This is a genomic window from Pseudomonas sp. WSY_20 (genome assembly GCF_043104335.1).
GTDB lineage: Bacteria > Pseudomonadota > Gammaproteobacteria > Pseudomonadales > Pseudomonadaceae > Aquipseudomonas > Aquipseudomonas parafulva_B.
Genome location: NZ_JBICKP010000019.1, coordinates 17220 through 40650, shown reverse-complemented (window position 1 = coordinate 40650; position 23431 = coordinate 17220). Strand labels below are relative to the sequence as shown.

22 protein-coding genes are annotated in these 23431 nt (G+C 62.1%); 12 read left to right on the top strand and 10 right to left on the bottom strand.

All coding sequences use genetic code 11. The features are described from left to right. Positions 1-13: 13 nt before the first annotated feature. The 5 genes from ACF8E5_RS05805 to ACF8E5_RS05785 form a co-directional block, all read right to left on the bottom strand. Complete coding sequence (locus ACF8E5_RS05805; RefSeq protein ID WP_197844196.1) at positions 14-1348, bottom strand: ATP-binding protein; 1335 nt, start codon at positions 1346-1348, stop codon at positions 14-16. A 75-nt stretch (positions 1349-1423) separates the two neighbouring features. Then, on the bottom strand, positions 1424-1840 hold the full coding sequence (locus tag ACF8E5_RS05800) for a Spy/CpxP family protein refolding chaperone (protein WP_058637602.1): 417 nt from the start codon (positions 1838-1840) through the stop codon (positions 1424-1426). A gap of 135 nt (positions 1841-1975) precedes the next feature. Continuing rightward, positions 1976-2653: a response regulator transcription factor gene (locus ACF8E5_RS05795; RefSeq protein ID WP_078478907.1), complete on the bottom strand. Its 678-nt coding sequence runs from the start codon at positions 2651-2653 to the stop codon at positions 1976-1978. A gap of 117 nt (positions 2654-2770) precedes the next feature. Beyond that, positions 2771-3070 carry a YciI family protein gene (locus tag ACF8E5_RS05790; protein WP_058605586.1) on the bottom strand — a complete coding sequence of 100 codons (300 nt, stop codon included), beginning with the start codon at positions 3068-3070 and terminating at the stop codon, positions 2771-2773. A 1-nt stretch (position 3071) separates the two neighbouring features. After that, positions 3072-3665, bottom strand: a complete 594-nt coding sequence (locus ACF8E5_RS05785) for a septation protein A (RefSeq protein WP_027915901.1) — start codon at positions 3663-3665, stop codon at positions 3072-3074. Positions 3666-3732: 67 nt separating this feature from the next. Here ACF8E5_RS05785 and ACF8E5_RS05780 point away from each other — a divergent pair, with 67 nt between their 5' ends. The 6 genes from ACF8E5_RS05780 to ACF8E5_RS05755 all read left to right on the top strand — a co-directional run bounded on the left by ACF8E5_RS05780 (position 3733) and on the right by ACF8E5_RS05755 (position 10333). Beyond that, positions 3733-4593, top strand: a complete 861-nt coding sequence (locus ACF8E5_RS05780; RefSeq protein WP_392475018.1) for a PHP domain-containing protein — start codon at positions 3733-3735, stop codon at positions 4591-4593. 13 nt (positions 4594-4606) lie between these two features. Continuing rightward, positions 4607-5236, top strand: coding sequence for an L-threonylcarbamoyladenylate synthase (locus ACF8E5_RS05775; RefSeq protein ID WP_058605642.1), 630 nt, complete (start codon positions 4607-4609; stop codon positions 5234-5236). Between the two features lie 116 nt (positions 5237-5352). Next, positions 5353-6078 (top strand): ScpA family protein, encoded by a 726-nt coding sequence (locus tag ACF8E5_RS05770; RefSeq protein ID WP_181405494.1) that lies wholly within the window; start codon positions 5353-5355, stop codon positions 6076-6078. Beyond that, positions 6065-6841, top strand: a complete 777-nt coding sequence (gene scpB / locus ACF8E5_RS05765) for an SMC-Scp complex subunit ScpB (protein WP_058637627.1) — start codon at positions 6065-6067, stop codon at positions 6839-6841. The genes ACF8E5_RS05770 and scpB overlap by 14 nt, the downstream gene beginning before the upstream one ends. A gap of 193 nt (positions 6842-7034) precedes the next feature. Continuing rightward, positions 7035-8102, top strand: a complete 1068-nt coding sequence (gene rluB, locus ACF8E5_RS05760) for a 23S rRNA pseudouridine(2605) synthase RluB (protein WP_058637605.1) — start codon at positions 7035-7037, stop codon at positions 8100-8102. Positions 8103-8914: 812 nt separating this feature from the next. Then, positions 8915-10333 (top strand): amino acid permease, encoded by a 1419-nt coding sequence (locus ACF8E5_RS05755; RefSeq protein WP_078479439.1) that lies wholly within the window; start codon positions 8915-8917, stop codon positions 10331-10333. A 64-nt stretch (positions 10334-10397) separates the two neighbouring features. Here ACF8E5_RS05755 and ACF8E5_RS05750 read toward each other — a convergent pair whose 3' ends face one another. Next, on the bottom strand, positions 10398-11282 hold the full coding sequence (locus ACF8E5_RS05750) for a LysR substrate-binding domain-containing protein (protein ID WP_197844199.1): 885 nt from the start codon (positions 11280-11282) through the stop codon (positions 10398-10400). A gap of 150 nt (positions 11283-11432) precedes the next feature. Here ACF8E5_RS05750 and ACF8E5_RS05745 point away from each other — a divergent pair, with 150 nt between their 5' ends. After that, positions 11433-14453 (top strand): FAD-binding and (Fe-S)-binding domain-containing protein, encoded by a 3021-nt coding sequence (locus ACF8E5_RS05745; RefSeq protein ID WP_197844200.1) that lies wholly within the window; start codon positions 11433-11435, stop codon positions 14451-14453. 88 nt (positions 14454-14541) lie between these two features. Here the strand turns inward: ACF8E5_RS05745 and ACF8E5_RS05740 are convergent, their stop codons facing one another. The 3 genes from ACF8E5_RS05740 to phhA all read right to left on the bottom strand — a co-directional run bounded on the left by ACF8E5_RS05740 (position 14542) and on the right by phhA (position 16093). Then, complete coding sequence (locus ACF8E5_RS05740) at positions 14542-14670, bottom strand: hypothetical protein (RefSeq protein ID WP_256675167.1); 129 nt, start codon at positions 14668-14670, stop codon at positions 14542-14544. Between the two features lie 237 nt (positions 14671-14907). Further along, positions 14908-15264, bottom strand: coding sequence for a 4a-hydroxytetrahydrobiopterin dehydratase (locus tag ACF8E5_RS05735; RefSeq protein WP_023533765.1), 357 nt, complete (start codon positions 15262-15264; stop codon positions 14908-14910). Positions 15265-15304: 40 nt separating this feature from the next. Next, positions 15305-16093: a phenylalanine 4-monooxygenase gene (phhA, locus tag ACF8E5_RS05730; RefSeq protein ID WP_326383833.1), complete on the bottom strand. Its 789-nt coding sequence runs from the start codon at positions 16091-16093 to the stop codon at positions 15305-15307. 250 nt (positions 16094-16343) lie between these two features. On the opposite strand from phhA, the gene ACF8E5_RS05725 reads away from it, so the two are divergent. Then, the gene (locus ACF8E5_RS05725) at positions 16344-17906 is read left to right on the top strand and encodes a sigma-54-dependent transcriptional regulator (RefSeq protein WP_197844201.1); all 1563 of its coding nucleotides are present in this window, start codon (positions 16344-16346) and stop codon (positions 17904-17906) included. Positions 17907-18010: 104 nt separating this feature from the next. Here ACF8E5_RS05725 and ACF8E5_RS05720 read toward each other — a convergent pair whose 3' ends face one another. Further along, a complete protein-coding gene (locus ACF8E5_RS05720) occupies positions 18011-18265 on the bottom strand; it encodes a DUF2790 domain-containing protein (protein ID WP_027915912.1) in 255 nt (84 codons plus the stop codon). 383 nt (positions 18266-18648) lie between these two features. Between ACF8E5_RS05720 and acs the strand changes: the two genes are divergently transcribed. The 4 genes from acs to ACF8E5_RS05700 all read left to right on the top strand — a co-directional run bounded on the left by acs (position 18649) and on the right by ACF8E5_RS05700 (position 23425). After that, entirely contained in the window at positions 18649-20610 is a 1962-nt protein-coding gene (gene acs, locus ACF8E5_RS05715) for an acetate--CoA ligase (protein WP_058605578.1), read from the top strand. A gap of 556 nt (positions 20611-21166) precedes the next feature. Next, on the top strand, positions 21167-21952 hold the full coding sequence (locus ACF8E5_RS05710; protein ID WP_027915913.1) for an ABC transporter substrate-binding protein: 786 nt from the start codon (positions 21167-21169) through the stop codon (positions 21950-21952). A gap of 88 nt (positions 21953-22040) precedes the next feature. Beyond that, positions 22041-22730, top strand: a complete 690-nt coding sequence (locus ACF8E5_RS05705) for an ABC transporter permease (RefSeq protein ID WP_023533806.1) — start codon at positions 22041-22043, stop codon at positions 22728-22730. Next, entirely contained in the window at positions 22727-23425 is a 699-nt protein-coding gene (locus tag ACF8E5_RS05700) for an ABC transporter permease (RefSeq protein ID WP_023533799.1), read from the top strand. Before ACF8E5_RS05705 ends, ACF8E5_RS05700 begins: the two co-directional genes overlap by 4 nt. Positions 23426-23431 lie beyond the last annotated feature (6 nt).

Here is a 23431-nt window from a genome sequence, read left to right as displayed (position 1 = left end):
GCAGTGGCGTTAGTTAGCCGCCAGGCGCTTCCGCCACCGGCAGCTCCAGCGTTGCGACGAAACCGCCTTGTGGATGGTTGGCCAGTATCAGTCGGCCGCCATGGCGCTCTGCCGCCTTGCGTGCAATCGCCAGCCCAAGGCCGTGTCCCGGAGCTTGTTGTCCCGGCGCCCGGAAAAACGGCTCGCCCAGTTGAGCCAGGTGCGCAGCTGCCACGCCGGGGCCCCGGTCACGTACGCACACCCGAAGCATGTCGCCCTCGCGCCACGCGCTCAGCTCCACAGGTTGACCCGCCGGGGTAAAGCGCAGGGCATTGCGCAGCAGGTTGTCCACTGCACGCTCGATCAGGGTTGGCCAACCCTGCAGGGTCAACCCGGGTTGCGCTTCAAGGCGTACATCATGCTCAGGGGCCGTCAGTTGCGCGTCCTTGCGCACGCTGCCCAGCAGCGCGTTGAGATCGACCGTTTCGGCATGGGCTTGGTCGGCGTCCACGCGCGCCAAGGTCAAAATCTCACTGATCAGGTCTTCCAGGCGGTCGCATTCGCGGGTCAGGCGCGGCCACAAGGCCTGACGCTGCTCCGGCTCGGCCCGTTCGGCCAGGGCCAGGGCGATGCGCAGCCGGGCCAGTGGAGAACGCAGCTCGTGGGACACATCGCGCAGCAACTGGCGCTGGCTGGCGATGGTGCTCTGCAGGCGAGCGCCCATCTTGTTGAAATCCTTGGCCAGGACCCCGAATTCGTCGCGCCTGCCGGCCAGTTGCGCCAGGCTGTTCTGCTGGTAGGTACTCTGCCCCAGGTCGTGCACCGCGCCACGCAAGCGGCTCAGGGGGCGGGTGATGGACAGTGTCACGAACAGGCTGAACAGGGTCAGCACCACCAGGGCGATGCCCAGTGCACTCAGCGGCCAGAGCAGGCTCTCGCGATGCCAGGCATCGAGGGCGGGGTGGGGGATGCGGTAGATCAGCAGGTAGGACGCATCGCTCTGGGGGCTGGTGTATTCCTCGGTCAGGCGGCGCCACGGCAGGCGCCGGTCATCGTTGTGCTGCCTGGCTTCGAGTGCAGCCGCGCGCCGGGGAAAGGTGCCTGGCACCACAGCGTCGCCACTGTCGTCCAGCACTTGCACGTCGATCTTGTAGCGCGCCTTGCGCCTTTCGAGAAAATGCTGCGCTGCGCCGGGGCCTTCCTGCTCGTAGTGCCTGGCCCATTGGCTGGCTAGCGTGTTCAGCCCCGGATGACGGCTTAGAATCCAGGCGTCCTGGTTGAGCGTGTGCGCCAGCAGTATCGACAGCCCTGCTACCAGGGCGATGGCCAGCCAGAAGCTGGCCAGGATGCGCCAGAACAGTGAACGCACGTAGACCTCCCCAAACGATGAAAGCCCGCCGCGCGCCAGGCTAACCTGGGGCACGGCGGGCGCTGACACTGGAGCTTACTGGGACTTGCCGGCTTTTTCAGCTTTCCAGGCCTGGAACTCCTGCCATTCCGCCTTCTTGGCGGCGCGTTCTTTTTGCAGTTCGTCGAACTTCTTCTGCTGGTCTGGCTTGAGCAGGTTGCGGACCGCAGCGTCGGTCTTGTCGCGGCTAGCTTGCATCTCTTGCTTCATGGCTTTCTGGTCGGCCGCCGGCAGCTTGTCAAGGTAACGCTCCGTGATGTCGCGGCGCTGTTTCATCTGATCGCCCATCAGCTTGCCAATCTGGTCGCGCTGCTCGCGGCTCAGATCCAGCTCGTGGAATGCCGGGCCACCGCGATGGTGCGGGCCGTCATGGCGCGGGCCGCCGTCGGGCATGGCCATGGCAACGGTGGGCAGTGCGGCGGCGAACAGCAGGGCGGTAAGGGTCTTGCGCATGGTGTCTCTCCTGTCATGGGCCGGTGATCACCGGATGAGCACAGTCTAGGGAGATGATCGTCAAGCGCGGTCAGCGCACGGTAAAGGGAACGTAAAGGCAAGCTCCCTTCCCTGGCGTCAGCCTGGCGCAAGCGACTACAAGCAGTAGTAGTAGCCGCGGCTGCGCAGGGCGATGATGCGGGGGCGACCGTCGGCGTGCGGGCCGATCTTCTTGCGCAGGTTGCTCACGTGCATGTCCAGGCTGCGGTCGTAGAGTGTCAGCCGGCGGCCAAGACCGATCTGCGCCAGCTCCTGTTTGTCCAGGGGCTCGCCCGGTTGGCGCAGCAATGCTTCGAGAATACGGCTTTCAGAGAGGGTCAGGGTCAGTTCGCGACCGTCGATGCTGGCCACCCCGCGGGCAGGGCTATAGACCAGGTCGCCCAGTTCCAGTTGGCTGGTGGCAGGGGCTGGATGGCTGCGGCGCAACACGGCGCGCAGGCGCGCGGTCAGCTCGCGCGGGTCGCACGGCTTGGCCAGGTAGTCGTCGGCGCCCAGTTCAAGGCCCAGGATACGGTCCAGCGGCTCGCCGCGGGCCGACAGCATCACCACGGGCAGGTCGGCATGCTCACTGCGCAGGCGCTTGAGCAGCTCAAGCCCGCTACCGTCGGGCAGCATCACATCCAGTACCACGGCCGATGGCGCACGGTCGGCCAAGGCCTGGCGTGCAGCCTGGCCATCGTGGCAGGCCCGCACGGTGAACCCTTCCTGGGTCAGCCAGCTGCTGAGCAGCTCGCACAGCTCCTGGTCGTCATCAATCAGTAACAGCTCGCTCATGACTCACTCAATTCAACCATTGACGGCGACGCGTTGGTCCGCCAGCCGCAAAGATACCCCAGTCTTGAGGTCTGCTGCCAACTGGCGATGCCGAGCACGCCTTCTAGGCGAGGTGTTTCAAGGCAGCACTTGCTTGAAGGGCTTGACCACGACCTGGTCGTAGACGCCTGCAGCGATGTACGGATCGGCATCGGCCCAGGCTTGGGCGGCGCTCAGGGAATCGAACTCGGCCACGATCAGGCTGCCGCTGAAGCCGGCCTGGCCTGGGTCGTTGCTGTCGATGGCCGGGTGTGGCCCGGCCAGTACCACGCGGCCTTGCGCCTTGAGCTGCTGGAGGCGCTCGATATGGGCCGGGCGGGCAGCCAGGCGTTTTTCCAGGGAGTTGGCGACGTCGCTGGCAATGATGGCGTAGAGCATGTCAGTCCTTGGGTTTGGAGGCAGAGGAGGTATCTTGCAGATGGCGCGACAGGTACAGCCCTTGGGCCACCAGGAACAGCACGGTCATGCCCAGGCTGCCGAACACCTTGAAGTCGACCCAGAACGCCGGGAAGGTGAAGGCGACGAACAGGTTGGCGGCGCCGCAGAACAGGAAGAATGCGATCCAGGCGAGGTTCAAGCGGGCCCAGATGGCATCGGGCAAGGTCAGCGCGTGGCCCATGATGCGCTTGATCAGTACCCGGTCGCCTATGAAGTGGCTACCGGCGAAGGCCAGGGCGAACAGCCAGTTCACCACGGGCGCCTTCCATTTGAGGAAGGTTTCGCTGTGAAAGGCCAGGGTCAGGCCGCCAAACACCAGGCAGGCGACCAGCGTCAGCCACTGGCCTTTCTCAAGCTTGCGCTGGCGCAGGAACAACGCGCCGTATACCACCAGCGAGCTGATGATCAGCATGGCAGTGGCACTGTAGATACCACCGAATTCGAAGCTGTGTCCGGCCAGCTCGACAGGCCGTGGATCCAGTTTGTAGACGATGAAGAACAGCAGCAGCGGGATGAAATCGATGAATTGTTTCACAATGGCAGCCAGAACCGGGATGTGACGGCATAATAACAAACATCGAATCCAGCGAAAGCGCTACTCCATGAATGTTGATCTGCACTGTCACAGCACGGCCTCCGATGGCGCCTTGTCGCCTTCGGCCTTGGTCGCCCGGGCCTTCGAGCACGGGGTGCGTACGCTGGCGCTCACCGACCACGATACCCTCGAAGGCCTGGCCGAGGCCCGCCAAGCCTGCCGCGAGCACGGCATGCAATGGGTCAGCGGCGTCGAGCTGTCCTGCACCTGGGGCGGCGCAACCATTCATATACTCGGTTACAACTTTCCCGTGGACGCTCCGCCCTTGTTGGCAGCGATCGAGGCCCTGCACCGCGGCCGCTGGTTGCGTGCCGAGGAAATCGACAGGCGCCTGGCGGCCAAGGGCATGCCCGGGGCGCTGGAAGGTGCCCGGCAAATCCAGCAGGCGCTCGGTGACAGTGGCAATGCCCCGGCCCGGCCACACTTTGCCGATTATCTGGTGCGTGCCGGCCACGTCAAAGACCGTGGCGAGGCCTTCCGCAAGTGGCTCGGCGCCGGCAAGCTCGGTGACGTCAAGCAGCATTGGCCATCACTGGAGGAAACCGTTGCCACCCTGCGCCAGTCCAATGCATGGGTGAGCCTGGCGCATCCCATGCATTACGAGCTGACGCGCAGCAAGCGCAGGCGCCTGATTGCCGACTATATTCAGGCAGGCGGGCAGGCGCTTGAAGTGGTCAATGGGATGATGCCGGCCGAGCAGGTGGGCACTTTGTCCATCCTCACCCGTGAGTTCGGGCTGCTGGCAAGTGCTGGCAGTGACTTCCATGGCCCCGGCACCTGGGGCGAAATCGGTGCCTATCGGCCTTTGCCCGAGAACCTGCCACCTGTGTGGCACCGTTTCAGCCATGAACAGCCATTGCCGGTTTGAACAGGACGACGATGTGAGCCAATTTTTCCAGATTCACCCGGAAAACCCACAGCCGCGGCTGATACGCCAGGCGGTCGAGATCATTCGCAAGGGTGGGGTCGTGGTCTACCCGACCGACTCGGCCTATGCACTGGGTTGCCAGATCGGTGACAAGTCAGCCATCGAACGGGTGCGCCGTTTGCGTGGGTTGGACAAGACCCACAACTTCACCCTCATGTGCTGCGACATGTCGCAGCTGGGCTTGTATGCCAAGGTCGATACCGGCACCTTCCGGCTGCTCAAGGCCCATGTGCCGGGGCCGTACACCTTCATTCTCAACGGCACCCGCGAAGTGCCGCGCCTGTTGTTGCATGAAAAACGCCGCACCATCGGCTTGCGCGTGCCTGACCATGCCATCACCCTTGCACTGCTTGCCGAGCTGGGTGAACCCTTGATGAGCGTGAGCCTGATCCTGCCTGGCGATGCCGAACCCATGACCGATCCCTACGAAATCCGCCAGCGCCTGGAACACCATGTCGACCTGGTGATCGATGGCGGCTACGGTGACCTCAAGGCGTCGACCATCATCGACCTGTCAGGCGAGGAGCCCGAGCTGATTCGAGAGGGCTGCGGCGACCCTACTCCGTTCTTGGTCAGCGCGTGACCTCCGAGCCGTTAGCTCAGGCAGCGGCCGAGCTGCCAGGCCAGCTGCAGCTGGCGTTGGTCTACGGCGAGGCCGTGACCGAGCTGCCGCTGGACTTGTACATACCCCCCGATGCCCTGGAGGTCATTCTCGAAGCGTTTGAAGGGCCGCTGGACCTGCTGCTGTACCTGATTCGCAAGCAGAACATCGACATCCTCGATATCCCGGTGGCAGAAATCACGCGCCAGTACATGGGCTACGTCGAGTTGATGAAAACCGTGCGCCTTGAGCTGGCTGCCGAGTACCTGGTGATGGCCGCCATGCTGGCTGAAATCAAGTCGCGCATGCTGCTGCCGCGCAGCGTCACGGTCGAGGAGGAGGAGGGCGACCCGCGCGCCGAGCTGATCCGACGCCTCCAGGAGTATGAACGCTTCAAGGCTGCCGCTGAGGGACTGGACGGGTTGCCCAGGGTCGGTCGTGACCTGGTCGTGCCGTGCCTGGAGGCGCCCCAGGCAAAGGTACGTAAACTGTTGCCGCAGGTCAGCCTGCCGGAGCTGCTGGCATCCATGGCCGAAGTGATGCGCCGCAACGACCTGTTCGAAAGCCACCAGATCAGCCGAGAGACCCTTTCGACCCGAGAGCGCATGGGGCAGGTGCTGGAACGCTTGAAAGACGGAGGTTTCGTGGCCTTCATCGATCTGTTCGCCCCCGATGAAGGCAAGCTGGGGGTGGTGGTCACGTTCATGGCTGTGTTGGAACTGGTAAAGGAAAGCCTCGTCGAACTGGTGCAAAATGAAGCCTTTGCCGCCATCCATGTGCGGTTACGCCCTGCTCCTGCTGAAGACGCCCATGAACCTGAATGACCCCCGCGACCTGGCCCCGCTGATCGAAGCCTTCCTGCTGGCCTCTGGCAAGCCACAATCGCTCGAGCGCCTGTACGAGCTGTTCGAGGAGCCCGAGCGGCCCGAGCCGAAGACATTCAAGCGCGCACTCGAGGTGCTGGGCAAGTCGTGCGCCGGTCGTGCGTTCGAGCTCAAAGAGGTGGCCAATGGCTATCGACTTCAGATTCGCGAGGATTACGCGCCTTGGGTTGGCCGGCTGTGGGAAGAGCGCCCGCAGCGCTACTCCCGGGCGCTGCTCGAGACCCTGGCGCTGATCGCCTATCGCCAGCCCATCACCCGTGGCGAAATCGAGGACGTGCGTGGCGTGGCGGTCAACAGTAACATCGTCAAGACGTTGATCGAGCGCGAGTGGATACGGGTGGTGGGCCATCGGGAAGTGCCCGGGCGGCCGGCCCTGTTCGCCACGACCAAGGCGTTTCTGGATCATTTCAACCTCCGCAGCCTGGATGAGCTGCCAGCACTGGCCGAATTGCGCGAGATGGAGCCCGAGCCCGCGCTCGACCCGGACGACGCCCCGGTACCGGCGCACTTGCAGGCCCTGGCCGACGCCAGCCTGGGCGAGGACGAAGAGGCTGAACCGGTCAAGGACGAGACCAGCTTTCGCAGCCTGCTCGTGGAGCTCGACGCCATGGAGCAGGGCCTCAAGACCGATTTCGACGACGTGCTCCAGCACGACCCTGGTGCCGAAGCATCGCTGGAGGGGGAGCAGAACGAGCAGGCCTGAACGCCGCAACGCCATCTGCTGTGGCCAGGGGCCTGGCCGCCGACCAGGGCCCGCCTGGCAGAAAGTCCTGGCAAGGGGTGTAAAAGCTTCTACCCTCCCATGCATTCATGCGGCGAACCACGTATGATGCGCGGCCTTTTGGCGCGTTCGTTGCCAGAAACCTGTTTTCATTCCTACACCGGGAGGTGCCCAGATGAGTGAGCAAGACCTGCAAGATACCCAGATCACCCCACCTGTTGGCGAGAAGCTGCAGAAAGTTCTCGCGCGCATTGGCGTGGGCTCGCGCCGTGACGTCGAGGCCTGGATCAGCCAGGGCCGCATCAAGGTCAACGGCGTTGCAGCCACCCTTGGCCAGCGCGTCGACCTGCATGACGCCATTGCTGTGGACGGCAAGCTGATCAAGCGTGAAGAGGCGGCCGAGGCGACGCGCCGGGTGATCATGTACAACAAGCCCGATGGCGAGATCTGCACCCGCGACGACCCGGAAGGTCGCCCGACCGTGTTCGATCGCCTGCCACGCCCCAAGGAAGGTCGCTGGATCAACATCGGCCGTCTGGACATCAACACCACCGGTCTGCTGCTGTTCACTACCGACGGTGAGCTGGCCAACCGCCTGATGCACCCGTCGTACGAAATGGACCGCGAATACGCCGTGCGCGTGCGCGGGGAAGTGGACGACGAGATGCTCGATCGCCTGAAGGCGGGGGTCATGCTCGAGGACGGCCCGGCCAAGTTCACCGACATCCAGAAGGCACCAGGCGGCGAAGGCTTCAACCACTGGTACCACTGCGTGGTGATGGAAGGCCGTAACCGTGAGGTGCGTCGCCTGTGGGAGTCGCAGGGCATGGTGGTCAGCCGCCTGAAGCGTGTGCGCTTTGGCCCGGTGTTCCTCAACTCGGACTTGCCCATGGGCCGCTGGCGTGAAATGACCCAGGGTGAAATTGACATCCTGGCGGCCGAGGTGGGCTTGCAGCCCGTGGCATTGCCGGCCATGAAGCTCAAGGCCAAGGACAAGATGGAGCGCCTGCAGCGCAAATCGTCCCGCCCCCTGGGCCGTGGTGAGCGCGTGCGTAGCCTGCGCCCAGCCCAGGACGGCGCAGCGGCCGGCGAGCGCCCAGCACGCCCGACGCGCGAAGAGTCGCCACGCAAAGGCAACCGTGGCAGCGCAGTGGCCGAGCGCCCGAGCGAAATGCGCAAGCGCCCGGCCAAGCCCGAGGGTGACAAGCCAGCTGGCCGTGGTCGCGGCAAGCCGCGCGGCTGAGCCTGCGGGGCCATCATGATGGCCCTTGCCTGTGTACCGACGCTGAACACATTGGGGCTTCTGCGCAGCTCATTGCCGGCAAGCCGGCTTCTGCACTAGGCGAGTAACTCGCGATGAGCAGGAGTCAGTTGGCTGACGATGGGGCGCGAAGCGGCCCCAATGTGCAACCAGCTACCTGAACTGCGCTCCTGTCCAGATGCAACCCACCAGACGGTGCAATTCGGCTGCTCTCGCGCAATTCATGGACCGAGCGTAACCCATTGGGCGAAAAGCCATTTCGTTCGTTTGGCAACTTAGATTGCCAGCTTGTAAGGATTTTTTTACAAGCATCGACCAATTCTCGCAGCAAATCGGAAAACTTCCCCGGGCGTAAAGAAAGCTTGCCGGAACATGGGTGCTCGATTGCGCCGTCAGCCACATCCCTGTCTTGCCTAAACCCCCCGCCCCAGGGTGTTATAGCCCTCATTGCCCCGTGCAACAGCCCGCCGCAGAGCCGGTTGATAAAACAACAATTGGAGGCGCCATGTACGCCGATCACCTCGCCCACAAAGGCCATTACCCCAGGAACGCTGCGTTTTTTCCGCCGGAAACCACGCAACGCGTTGACGCCTGCGCGCTCGCAGGGTTATACAGTGCGCCGCGTTTTACCTGTGACCCCCTTGCGTACCGCGCACTCCTGACCCCGCCCGGTTGACTCGACCGCGCAGTTGCACCCTCAGGAAACAAGGTGACCACCTTGCCCATTCCGCTGCGCCACGAGCGCGGTGGGTCCGATTCCGTCACAGATAAAAACAATGCAGGTGACTTCGTTCATGAGTGGACACGACAAGCATTCAGGCGAGCTCAAGCGGGGCCTGAAGAACCGCCATATTCAGTTGATCGCCCTGGGTGGCGCCATCGGTACCGGCCTGTTCCTGGGGTCGGCAGGCGTGATGAAATCCGCCGGGCCTTCGATGATCCTGGGCTACGCGATCTGTGGCTTCATCGCTTTCATGATCATGCGCCAGTTGGGCGAAATGATCGTCGAGGAGCCCGTGGCCGGATCGTTCAGCCATTTCGCCCATACCTACTGGGGGGGCTTTGCCGGCTTCCTGTCGGGCTGGAACTGCTGGGTGCTGTACATCTTGGTGGGCATGTCCGAACTGTCCGCCGTGGGCAAGTACGTGCACTACTGGTGGCCGGAAATCCCTACCTGGGTGACAGCCGCTGCCTTCTTCGTGCTGATCAACGCCATCAACCTGATGAACGTGAAGTTCTTCGGCGAAGCCGAGTTCTGGTTTGCCATCATCAAGGTGGTGGCCATTGTCAGCATGATCGGCCTGGGTGCCTACCTGCTGACCAGCGGCAGTGGCGGACCTGACGCGACCGTGGCCAACCTGTGGTCGCACGGTGGCTTCTTCCCCCATGGAGTCAGTGGCCTGGTGATGGCCCTGGCGTTCATCATGTTCTCGTTCGGGGGGCTGGAGATGCTCGGCTTCACGGCCGCAGAAGCTGACAAGCCCAAGACCGTGATCCCCAAGGCCATCAACCAGGTCATCTACCGTATCCTGATCTTCTACGTCGGCGCCTTGGTGATCCTGTTGTCGCTCACGCCATGGGACACCTTGGTCGCCAGCATCGATGCCTCCGGCGGCAGCTACGGCAGCAGCCCGTTCGTGCAGGTGTTCTCGTTGCTGGGCAGCGATGTGGCCGCCAACCTGCTGAACTTCGTGGTCCTGACCGCGGCCTTGTCGGTGTACAACAGCGGCACCTACTGCAATGCCCGCATGCTGCTGGGCATGGCCGAGCAGGGCGATGCGCCGGCTGCCCTGGCCAAGGTCGACAAGCGTGGTGTACCGGTGCGTTCGATTCTGGTGTCGGCGGCCGTGACCCTGATCGCCGTGCTGCTCAACTACCTGATGCCTTCCAGCGCGCTGGAGCTGCTGATGTCGCTGGTCGTGGCCACCCTGGTGATCAACTGGGCCATGATCAGCTACTCGCACCTCAAGTTCCGCCAGCACCTCAACCGCACGGGCCAGAAACCCCTGTTCAAGGCGCTGTGGTACCCCTATGGCAACTATGTAGTCCTGGCGTTTGTGGTCCTGATCCTGGGCATCATGCTGCAGATTCCGGGTATCCAGGTTTCCGTCTACGCCATTCCGGTCTGGTTGCTCTGCATGTTCGTCGCTTATGTCATCAAGTCACGGCGCAAGGGCGTTGTCCCTGCGGCCATTGGCAGCACCGCCAAATAAGCATCGTACAGCCGCATGCGAAACCCGAAGCGTTGCCCGCTTCGGGTTTCTTCTTTTCTGCGTGTCAGATCTGTTCCAGCAGCCACGCCCTGAACGCCCGCAGCGAAGGTAGCGCCTCGTTGCGCGGTGGATAGATCAGGTAATAACTGCGCTGACTGGCGAATGCCAGGCCTGGGCTGTACAGCGCTCCTTTGGCCAGCTCGTCTTCCACGAGCACGCGGGGCACCAGGCCCACCCCAATCCCCGCCTGCACGGCCTGAATCAAGTGCGAGGTCAACTCGAAGCTGGGGCCCAGGCGCATGCTTCGGTGGGGCAGGCCGTGGTGCGAGAACCATTCACCCCAGGCATGGGGGTTGTTGGCCACGTTCAACAGCAACTGCTCGCTGATGCGAATGGGGCTCCAGTGCGGTTGTTCGTTGGCGGCCTGCGCCGGGAGAATCACCAGCAGCTCCTCGGCATGCAGGCGATGGCTGATCAGCCCCGGCAGGTCACGGCTGGCCACGCCAATGGCGGCGTCGATCTCGCTGGTGTCGAAGTCGATGGCTTCGATCCGTGAATGCAAGTGCACGAGCATGCCAGGGTGCGCCTTGTAGAAGTCGTTCAGGCGCGGCAACAGCCATTTGGAGCCAAAGGTGGGCAGGGTGGCCAGGCGCAGTGTGCCGACCCCGGACTGGTAGGCCAGCGCCTGGAGGGTCGCGCCCCGAATGCGGCCCAGTGCTTCGCTGAGCTCGCGCTGGTACAGCCGGCCGACGTCCGTCAACCGTACCTGGCGACCCTCGCGGCGAAACAGGGTAAGGCCCAGTTGCTGTTCCAGCGCCTGAACCTGCCGGCTGACCGCGCTCTGGGTCAGCGACAGTTCAGTGGCGGCGCGGGTGTAGCTCTGGTGCCTGGCGGCCGCCTCGAAGGCCAGCAGCAGGGACATGGACGGGGTCAGGTGGCGGTAATTCATTCATGAAAGTCATCGATAGCGGCAGGATTATCCGTTTGCCCCTGGCGCAAAACTACAGGAACATTGCCACATACGTCACTGTTGCCGGCACCACCCATGCCGCCACGACATCTTTTCCGTGAATCAGCCCTATTCCGAGGCCGTCCTTCGATGATCGCCCAGCTACCTACCGTTGCCCCTGACGCCGACTACCCGGCATTTCTCCAAGCCCTGCGTGACAGCGGTTTCCGTGGCCAGATCAGCGCCGACTACGGTACCCGAACCGTCCTGGCCACCGACAACTCCATCTACCAGCGTCTGCCGCAGGCCGCGGTGTTCCCCCTGGACACCGATGACGTGGCGCGGGTCGCCACGCTGATGGGCGAGCCGCGTTTCCAGGCGATCAAACTGACCCCGCGCGGCGGCGGCACGGGTACCAATGGCCAGTCGTTGACCGATGGCGTGGTCGTGGACCTGTCGCGGCACATGAACGGCATTCTTGAAATCAATGCCGAGCAGCGTTGGGTGCGGGTGCAGGCGGGTGTGGTCAAGGACCAGCTCAACGCCGCCCTCAAACCCCATGGCTTGTTCTTCGCGCCTGAACTGTCCACGTCGAACCGGGCGACCGTGGGTGGCATGATCAACACCGACGCCAGCGGGCAGGGCAGTTGCACCTATGGCAAAACGCGCGACCATGTGCTTGAGCTGCACAGCATCCTGCTCGGGGGGGAACGCCTGCACAGCCTGCCGCTCGACGAAGAGGCGCTGCAGGCTGCGTGTACGGCGCCCGGTCGCGTGGGTCAGGTGTACCGCACGGCCCTGGATATCTGCGATACCCAGGCTGAACTCATCCGCACCACCTTTCCCCCGCTCAATCGCTGCCTGACCGGCTACGACCTGGCGCACCTGCGCGACGAGCAGGGCCGCTTCAACCTCAACAGTGTGCTGTGCGGCGCCGAGGGGTCGCTGGGGTATGTGGTCGAGGCCAAGCTCAACGTGCTGCCGATTCCCAAGTATGCCGTCCTGGTGAACGTACGGTACGCAAGCTTCATGGACGCGCTGCGCGATGCCAATGCCTTGATGGCGCAGCGGCCGCTGTCCATCGAGACCGTCGATTCCAAAGTGCTCGGGCTGGCGATGAAGGACATCGTCTGGCACAGCGTGGCCGAGTATTTCCCGGCCGACCCCGAGCGCCCCACGCTGGGCATCAACCTGGTCGAGTTCTGCGGTGATGACACCATCGAGGTCAACGCCAAGGTCCAGGCGTTTATCGATCACTTGCGCGCCGACACCAGCGTCGAGCGTCTCGGCCATACGCTGGCCGAGGGCGCTGAGGCGGTGACCCGCGTCTACGCCATGCGCAAGCGCTCGGTCGGCCTGCTGGGCAATGTCGAAGGCGAAGTGCGGCCGCAGCCCTTCGTCGAGGATACGGCGGTGCCACCGGAAAAACTCGCCGACTACATCGCCGAGTTCCGTGCCTTGCTCGACGGCTACGGGTTGGCGTACGGCATGTTCGGCCACGTCGATGCCGGCGTGCTGCACGTGCGCCCCGCGCTGGACATGAAGGACCCGGCTCAGGCGGCCTTGGTCAAGCCTGTCTCCGATGCGGTGGCTGCGTTGACCCGTCGCTACGGCGGTTTGTTGTGGGGCGAGCATGGCAAGGGCCTGCGTTCTGAGTACGTGCCCGAGTATTTTGGCGAGCTGTACCCGGCACTGCAGCGTCTCAAAGGCGCGTTCGACCCGCACAACCAGCTCAACCCCGGCAAGATCTGCACACCGCCCGGTGCCAGCGAGGGCCTGACCAAGGTCGATGGCGTGACCTTGCGTGGCGAGTTGGACCGCACCATCGATGAGCGGGTTTGGCAGGCCTATGGCAGCGCCGTGCATTGCAACGGCAACGGTGCCTGCTACAACTACGACCCGAACGACGCCATGTGCCCGTCGTGGAAGGCGACTCGTGAACGTCGGCACTCGCCCAAAGGGCGGGCTTCGCTCATGCGCGAGTGGTTGCGCCTGCAGGGTGATGCGGGCGTGGATGTATTGGAGGTGGCGCGCAAGCCGGTTTCATGGATCAAAGGGCTGCCTGCGCGGTTGCGCAACGAGCGGGCGCGGCGCCAGGGTCAGGCTGACTTTTCCCATGAAGTTTATGACGCAATGGCTGGCTGCCTGGCCTGCAAGTCCTGCGCAGGGCAGTGCCCGATCAAGGTCAACGTACCTGATTTTCGCTCTCGTTTTCTCGAGCTGTACCACACCCGGTACCAGCGCCCTCTGCGTGACTACTTGATCGGCTCGCTGGAGTTCACCATCCCCTATCTGGCCCATGCGCCTGGTCTGTACAACGCGGTGATGAGCTCGAAATGGGTCAGCCGCCTGCTGGCCGAGCAGGTAGGCATGGTCGATAGCCCGTTGATCAGCCGTTTCAACTTCCAGGCGACCCTGACACGCTGTGGCGTGGGCATGGCTACGGTGCCGGCGCTGCGCGAACTGACGCCTGCCCAACGCGAGCGCAGCATCGTGCTGGTGCAAGATGCCTTCACCCGTTACTTCGAGACGCCGTTGCTGTCGGCATTCATCGACTTGGCGCATCGCCTGGGCCACAAGGTTTACTTGGCACCGTACAGTGCCAATGGCAAGCCACTGCATGTTCAGGGCTTTCTGGGTGCCTTCGCCAAGGCCGCCGTGCGCAATGCCGCCCAGCTCAAGGCGTTGGCTGACTGCGGCGTACCGTTGGTCGGGCTGGATCCGGCCATGACCCTCGTCTATCGCCAGGAATACCTGAAAGTGCCTGGGCTCGAGGGGTGCCCCACTGTGCTGTTGCCTCAGGAATGGCTGTTGGGCGCACTGCCCGAGCAAGCGGCAGGGTGCACGTCCACCTTCCGTCTGATGGCCCATTGCACCGAGAAGACCAACGCCCCTGCCAGTACCCGGCAGTGGGAGCAGGTGTTCGAACGCATTGGGCTCAAGCTGATCACCGAGGCCACCGGCTGCTGCGGCATGTCAGGTACCTATGGGCACGAGGCGCGTAATCAGCAGACCTCAAAGAACATCTTCGAACAGTCCTGGGCGCTGAAACTGGATAAGGAGGGGGAGCCATTGGCGACCGGTTATTCCTGCCGCAGCCAGGTCAAGCGCATGGCTGGGCGGCCGATGCGTCATCCATTGGAAGTGGTGTTGCAGTACGCCAGGGGCTGAAGGGAAACTTGCTCGACCGAGCGGTGTGAAAACGTGCTGAAACGCAAGGCGCCATATCAGCCGTTTTCACACAGCCAGTGCGCGCGGTCTAGTCCTGGTCGGCGCTGGTCTGATCGTCACCTTCCTGCTCGAGAGCAGGTGCCGAGTCAGCGTGGGCGGTAACGGTGGGCTCTTCTGGGTTCAGGCTTGGGAAGGGAAGATTCGGGATCTCATGCATCTCGTCGTTCCTCGCAAGTGTGAGTGAAAAGGCTGCGCCAGGCGCGTGTGAAGCTTCAAGAAGCTGGGGCAGGATACACAAGTCTGGATGACAGTTTGGCTTTTTTCCTACGCCCGGTTAGCCCAGCGGATCGATCAACTCAGGTCATGCCGCAGGCTCAAGGCTGTTCTGGCTGCATAAAAAGGCGTGACCGACGGCCACGCCCGTGTGAGCCCCGCGACTGAAGCCCTGGGCAGTTTACTTGCGCCCTTCGGCCGTCTCGGCCACTTTGTCGGTGCGTGCGCACATGATGAAGTCGTTACGGTGCAGGCCCTTGATCGAGTGGCTCCACCAGGTGACGGTCACCTTGCCCCACTCGGTCAGCAGTCCCGGGTGATGCCCTTCGGCCTCGGCAATTTCCCCGACGGCGTTGGTGAACGCCAGGGCATGCTTGAAATTCTTGAACAAGAATACGCGCTCAAGCTCCATGTGGCCGTCACGCACTTCGATGTTCCAGTCCGGAATTTCGCGAATCAGCTCGGCCAGCTCCTGCTCGCTGACTTTTGGTGCATCGGCGCGGCAGGCTTCGCAGTGGGCTTGGTTCAAGGCATTCATACGTTGTTATCCATGTGGCGTTGTGAGTGGCAAGCAGCGTTCAAGCGGCAGCCTTGGGTGGAAACTTTGGCGCGTGCAAGCCTAGCTGCTGGGCTTGCGCGACCATGCCCATGATGTCTTCGTGAGCAAGGTCGAACAGGCGCTTGAGCTGGGGCAGCACGAAGTACACCGGCTGCAGAATGTCGATCCGATAAGGGGTGCGCATGGCCTCGATGGGGTCGAAGGCCTGATGCTCGGGTTCGCCAGACAGGCTGTAGACCGTCTCCTTGGGCGAGGACAGAATGCCACCGCCGTAGATCTTGCGGCCGTTGGGTGTGTCCATCAGGCCGAATTCGATGGTCATCCAGTACAGGCGCGCCAGATAGACGCGCTGCTCCTTGGTGGCGGCCAGGCCCAGCTTGCCGTAGGTATGGGTGAATTCGGCAAACCAGGGGTTGGTCAGCAGCGGGCAGTGGCCGAAGATTTCGTGAAAGATGTCCGGTTCCTGGAGGTAGTCCAGTTCTTCGGGCGTGCGAATGAACGTTGCCACCGGGAAGCGCTTGCTGGCAAGCAGCTCGAAGAAGGTCTGGAACGGAATCAATGCCGGAACCCGTGCGACCTGCCAGCCGGTGGTTGCCCCCAGCACCTTGTTGATCTCACCTAGCTGCGGAATGCGGTCATGAGGCAGCTTCAACTGCTCGATACCGTCGAGGTATTCCTGACAGGCACGCCCTTCGATCACCTTCAGTTGGCGGGTGATCAACGTGTTCCACACGCCATGCTCCTGCTGCGGGTAATCGATGAACCCCTGCGCATCAGGCTCGCGTGCCACATAGTGGGTGTGCTTCATGGAGGTCTCCTGATCAGCTCTTGTCGTTATGTACAGGTAGGCATCAGAAATAACCCGTTAATGCACAGTGCACATCTACTCATGGAGGGGATAGGGCCCAGGCGGGCACGCTATTTTGTAAGGATAATTTTACAAAACCCCTGAATTGTCCCAACATCAAGCTCCTGCAATGATCATCAGCGGTCATTTCGTAAGAATTCCTTTACAAGTTTTCCGCTCAGGCGGGAAGTTTTTGCCAGGCGTATCCCTTATGCGTATCAAAGTGCACTGCCAGAACCGTATCGGGATTCTGCGCGACATCCTCAACCTGTTGGTCGACTACGGCATCAACGTCTTGCGGGGCGAAGTAGGGGGTGACCATGGCAACGCCATCTACCTGCATTGCCCGAACCTCATCAACCTCCAGTTCCAGGCCCTGCGCCCCAAGTTCGAGGCCATCACGGGCGTGTTCGGCGTCAAGCGCGTGGGGCTGATGCCCAGCGAGCGCCGGCACATGGAACTCAATGCGCTGCTTGGGGCGCTGGAGTTTCCCGTGCTCTCGATCGACATGGGTGGCAGCATCGTGGCGGCAAACCGGTCGGCGGCCCAATTGCTGGGGGTGCGGGTCGACGAAGTGCCCGGCCTGCCACTGGCTCGCTACGTGGACGACTTCGACTTGCCGGAACTGGTGCGCAGCAACAAGTCGCGTATCAACGGTCTGCGGGTACAGGTCAAGGGCCATGTGTTCCTGGCCGACATCGCGCCGTTGCAGTCCGAGCACGATGACAGCGAAGCGTTGGCTGGCGCCGTGCTCACCCTGCACCGCGCCGATCGCATCGGTGAACGTATCTACAATGTGCGCAAGCAGGAGTTGCGGGGGTTCGACAGCATTTTCCAGAGCTCACGCCTGATGGCTGCCGTTGTCCGTGAAGCAAGGCGAATGGCGCCGCTGGATGCGCCGCTGTTGATCGAAGGGGAGACCGGCACCGGCAAGGAGCTTCTGGCCAGGGCGTGCCACCTGGCGAGCCCGCGTGGGCAGTCGCCGCTGATGGCGCTCAACTGTGCCGGCTTGCCTGAGTCGATGGCCGAGACCGAGCTGTTCGGCTACGGGCCGGGCGCCTTCGAAGGTGCCCGCGCCGAAGGCAAGCTGGGGCTGCTGGAGCTGACAGCCGGCGGCACGCTGTTTCTCGATGGCGTGGCTGAAATGAGCCCGCGGCTTCAGGTGAAGTTGTTGCGGTTCTTGCAGGACGGATGTTTTCGCCGTGTGGGTAGCGACGAGGAGGTCTATCTGGATGTACGGGTGATCTGCGCCACGCAGGTGGACCTGTCCGAGCTCTGTGCCCGGGGCGAATTCCGCCAGGACTTGTACCACCGGCTCAACGTGCTGTCGTTGCACATTCCGCCCTTGCGCGAATGCATGGATGGTCTTGATGGGCTGGTGCAGTATTTTCTCGATCAGGCCAGTCGGCAGATCGGATGCGCCATGCCTCGCCTGGCGCAAGGGGCGATGCAAAAGTTGGCCAGCTATGATTGGCCCGGTAACGTTCGGCAGTTGGAAAACGTGGTATTCCAGGCGGTGTCGTTATGTGAAAACGGTGTGGTCAAGGCTGAGCATGTGCGGTTACCCGATTATGGCGTGCGACAGCCCTTGGGGGATTTTTCACTGGACGGTGCATTGTCCGATATTGTCGGGCGTTTTGAAAAAGCCGTATTGGAAAGTTTGCTTAAAGAGTTTCCAAGTAGCCGTGCATTGGGCAAACGTTTGGGTGTATCGCATACGACCATTGCCAATAAGTTAAAAGACTATTCACTGGGCAAATCGTCGGGGCACTGATTGGACAGTGCTCAGCGTAGACTCCTGTCGCTTTAACTTGCTGCTGTTAGTTGTGTGCAGATGGCTGCGAAGGGGGTCATTCGGCCCCCTTGGTCGCCGCGCTGTCAGCCGTTGGAGCAGCCATTGCCCATCACGCGGTATTCCAGCACGTGGGTGTGGCCCTGCGAGTCGGCGTAGGTCATGCGAGCGGGCACTACGCCGCAGACATTGGGGATTTCACTCATGGAAATGACGTGGTCGATGTCCAGGTGTTGCGAGTAACTGTACTGTTCAACCGGTGCCTGTTCGGCGGCCTGGGCTTCGTCGGCCATGGCCGTCCCGCACAGACTGCCCAGCAGTACTACCATTAAAGCTTTCATGTTTTATCTGCCTATTTAAGGTCGTGACGGTGCGCGCCGTGCATGAAGCACTACGACAACCGTTAAGGTATTGATCAAGTTTGCAGAGAAGTGACAGTTGCCTTCGTGGGGGCGGTTACAGGTTGTCAATCTTCTTGCCGTTGCTGGCGAGATCAATTCTAGAACCGTGACCCAGGGTGAAACAGTGGGGCTTTTGATAAAGTCTGTTGGTGAAATTGGTAATAATCCACGGCCTGCACCTTGCAAGGCAGCACAATGCCCGCGCTTGAGCGGTTGCGACCCGATCGACTGGCAAATTACTACCAACGTCGAATGGCGGTTATCGCTTTGGTACAGTTACATCGGTCCCATACAAAAACAACTATTACACCGAGGTAAACACGATGAGTGCGGCTCCACTGTATCCCGTTCGTCCCGAGATCGCGGCCACTACCCTGACAGACGAGGCCACCTACAAGGCCATGTACCAGCAGTCGGTGATCAACCCGGACGGCTTCTGGCGTGAGCAGGCCCAGCGCATCGACTGGATCAAGCCCTTCACCAAGGTCAAGCAGACTTCCTTCGATGACCACCACGTGGACATCAAATGGTTTGCCGACGGCACTCTGAACGTTTCCTCCAACTGCCTGGACCGTCACCTGGAAGAGCGTGGCGATCAACTGGCCATTATCTGGGAAGGGGACGACCCCTCCGAGCACCGCAACATCACCTACCGCGAACTGCACGAGCAAGTGTGCAAGTTCGCCAACGCCTTGCGCGGGCAGGACGTGCACCGCGGCGATGTGGTCACCATCTACATGCCGATGATTCCCGAGGCTGTGGTCGCCATGCTGGCATGCGCCCGTATCGGTGCAATCCATTCGGTCGTATTCGGTGGGTTCTCGCCCGAGGCCCTGGCAGGGCGCATCATCGATTGCAAGTCCAAGGTGGTGATCACTGCTGACGAAGGCGTGCGCGGCGGTCGCCGTACACCGCTCAAGGCCAATGTCGACCTGGCACTGACCAACCCTGAAACCAGCAGCGTGCAGAAGATCATCGTCTGCAAGCGCACCGGCGGCGACATTGCCTGGCACCAGCACCGCGACATCTGGTACGAAGACCTGATGAAAGTGGCTTCCAGCCACTGCGCGCCGAAGGAAATGGGGGCTGAGGAAGCCCTGTTCATCCTCTACACCTCCGGCTCGACCGGCAAGCCCAAGGGCGTGCTGCACACCACCGGTGGCTACCTGGTATACGCGGCGCTGACCCATGAGCGCGTGTTCGACTACCGCCCGGGCGAGGTGTACTGGTGCACCGCCGACGTCGGCTGGGTCACGGGCCACAGCTACATCGTCTACGGCCCGCTCGCCAACGGCGCCACCACCGTGTTGTTCGAAGGTGTGCCGAACTACCCGGACATCACCCGCGTGTCGAAGATCGTCGACAAGCACAAGGTCAATATCCTCTACACCGCACCCACCGCCATCCGCGCCATGATGGCCGAAGGGCAGGCGGCGGTAGACGGCGCCGACGGTTCCAGCCTGCGCCTGCTGGGCTCTGTGGGCGAGCCGATCAACCCCGAAGCCTGGAACTGGTACTACAAGACTGTGGGCAAGGAGCGTTGCCCGATCGTCGATACCTGGTGGCAGACCGAAACCGGCGGCATCCTCATCAGCCCATTGCCAGGTGCGACGGCGCTCAAGCCAGGCTCGGCCACGCGCCCGTTCTTTGGCGTAGTACCGGCCCTGGTGGACAACCTGGGCAACCTGATCGAAGGCGCGACCGAGGGCAACCTGGTGATCCTCGATTCATGGCCAGGCCAGTCGCGCTCGCTATACGGTGACCATGACCGGTTTGTCGATACCTACTTCAAGACGTTCCGGGGCATGTACTTTACCGGTGACGGCGCCCGCCGCGACGAGGACGGCTACTACTGGATCACCGGTCGCGTGGATGACGTGCTGAACGTCTCGGGCCACCGCATGGGCACCGCCGAGATCGAAAGTGCCATGGTGGCGCACGCCAAGGTGGCCGAGGCCGCGGTGGTGGGCGTGCCGCACGACATCAAGGGCCAGGGTATCTATGTCTACGTCACCCTCAATGCTGGCGTCGAGCCAAGCGAGCAACTGCGCCTTGAACTGAAGAACTGGGTGCGCAAGGAAATCGGCCCGATCGCCTCGCCGGATGTGATTCAGTGGGCACCCGGATTGCCAAAGACCCGTTCGGGCAAGATCATGCGCCGCATCCTGCGCAAGATTGCAACCGCCGAGTACGACGCGCTGGGGGACATCTCGACCTTGGCAGACCCAGGTGTTGTGCAGCACCTGATCGACACGCACAAGGCCATGAGCCTGGCCACGGCTTGACGGCACTGCGCGCGGTCCGAGATTCAAGCTTGATGGCAAGCTGATTTGGGGCGCGCCGCCAGTGCACCATCGTCCAGCACAGGCCCCGCCGGGTTAACCGGCGGGGTTTTTGCTTTATAGACCGCTGGGCCTGTTACCCGGCAGTGATCGGTTACTTTTCTGTCACCAGCAATGCGCTATGGCGGGGCGCCTGGAAACACTTGGCGCTGTTTAGGGGCATTTTGGCTGTCTTGTAGAACGCTCCATCACGCTACACTTGCCGTCCCACAAGGGTTTGCCAATAATAGGCCCAGGATTTGCTAGATTCATGGGTTCAACCTCTTGCGCTTTTGCATATTCTGCATTGGCTGTCAACATCGCCCGCAGCGGTTTCAGGCGCTTCTGTAAGTAGTTGTCGCTTTGAAGAAATTTCGACTACCGGGCTGTCGTTAAAATGCCATTCACTCGCTCGTGGTCTGCGACCTTGGTCGAACCCTGCGCGGCTCGCGTTGTAACCATTCGCATATCGGGCAGCTGTTACCTGCCTTGTATTGCCCCGTACCGATGGAGTTACCTGATGAAGAAGCTCGCACTGCTTGGCGCCCTGGCGCTGTCCGTGTTTTCCCTGGTATCGCAGGCCGATGAAAAACCGCTGAAAATCGGTATCGAAGCGGCTTACCCTCCTTTTGCCTTCAAGCAGCCCGATGGCAGCATCGCCGGCTTCGACTACGACATCGGCAACGCCCTGTGCGAAGAGATGAAGGCCAAGTGCACCTGGGTCGAGCAGGAGTTCGACGGCCTGATTCCTGCGCTGAAAGTGCGCAAGATCGACGCTATCCTGTCTTCGATGTCCATCACCGAAGACCGCAAGAAGTCGGTGGACTTCACCAAGCGTTACTACCTCACCCCGGCGCGTCTGGTGATGAAGGAAGGTACCGCGGTCACCGACAGCCTCGATGAGCTCAAGGGCAAGAAGATTGGCGTGCAGCGTGGCTCGATCCACGATCGCTTCGCCAAGGAAGTGCTCGCGCCCAAAGGCGCCACCGTGGTGCCATACGGCACGCAGAACGAAATCTACCTGGACGTGGCGGCTGGTCGCCTGGACGGCACCGTGGCCGACGCCACGCTGTTGGAAGATGGCTTCCTCAAGACCGATGCCGGCAAGGGCTTCGCGTTCGTAGGCCCTGCCTTCACCGACGTGAAGTACTTCGGTGACGGCGTCGGCATTGCCGTGCGCAAGGGTGACAAGGCCAACGTCGATCGCATCAATGCGGCCATCGATGCCATCCGTGCCAATGGCAAGTACAAAGAGATCGAGAAGAAATACTTCAACTTCGACATCTACGGCCCAGACGCGAACTGAGTCAGCCGTCAATCGCTATGCAATGGTGCAAACAGCAGAAGCGCTGAGGTTTGCACCATTTTTCATTCTCTAGGTCGAGGACCTCAACATGTTGAAAGGCTACGGGGCAGTCATCCTCGATGGGGCGTGGCTGACGCTACAGCTTGCCCTTTCGTCGATGGCCCTGGCCATCGTGCTCGGCCTGATCGGCGTGGCGCTGCGCTTGTCGCCCGTGCGCTGGCTGGCCTGGCTGGGCGACCTGTATTCCACGGTCATTCGCGGCATACCGGATCTGGTACTGATCCTGCTGATCTTCTATGGCGGGCAGGACATCATCAACCGCGTGGCGCCGCTGGTGGGCTACGACGACTATATCGACCTGAACCCGCTGCTGGCAGGTATCGGTACGCTGGGCTTCATTTTTGGCGCCTACCTTTCGGAAACGTTCCGGGGTGCATTCCTGGGCATCCCAAAGGGCCAGGCCGAGGCGGGTGTCGCCTACGGCATGAATGCCCGGCAGGTGTTCTTCCGCATCCAGGTCCCGCAAATGATTCGCCTGGCGATTCCAGGCTTTACCAACAACTGGCTGGTGCTGACCAAGGCCACGGCGCTGATTTCGGTGGTCGGCCTGCAGGACATGATGTTCAAGGCCAAGCAGGCGGCCGATGCCACCCGTGAACCCTTCACCTTCTTCCTGGCAGTGGCCGCCTTGTACCTGGTGCTGACCAGCGTCTCGTTGCTGGCGCTGAAGTATCTGGAGCGCCGCTACTCGGTGGGTGTCAAGGTGACCGAATTATGATCTTCGACTACAACGTGGTCTGGGAAGCGTTGCCGATGTATTTCGACGGCCTGCTCACCACCCTCAAGCTGCTGGCAGTCTCGTTGTTCTTCGGCTTGCTGGCGGCCATTCCGCTGGGCTTGATGCGCGTGTCAAAGCGCCCGTGGGTCAACCTGCCGGCCTGGCTGTACACCTACGTCATTCGTGGCACGCCCATGCTGGTGCAGCTGTTCCTGATCTACTACGGTCTGGCGCAGTTCGAGGCCGTCAGGGCCAGCGTGTTCTGGCCCTTGTTGTCCAGCGCAACCTTCTGCGCGTGCCTGGCCTTTGCCATCAACACCAGCGCCTATACCGCCGAGATCGTTGCCGGCAGCCTCAAAGCCACGCCCCATGGCGAGATCGAGGCGGCCAAGGCCATGGGCATGTCGCGCATGAAGATGTACCGACGCATCCTGCTGCCGTCTGCGCTGCGCCGTGCGCTGCCGCAATACAGCAATGAAGTGATCATGATGCTGCAAACCACCAGCCTGGCGTCGATCGTGACCCTGATCGACATCACCGGTGCCGCGCGCACGGTCAATGCCCAGTACTACCTGCCTTTCGAGGCCTACATCACGGCGGGCGTGTTCTACCTGTGCCTGACCTTCATCCTGGTGCGCCTGTTCAAGATGGCCGAACGCCGCTGGCTCGGCTACCTGGCGCCGCGCAAGCACTGACCGCTC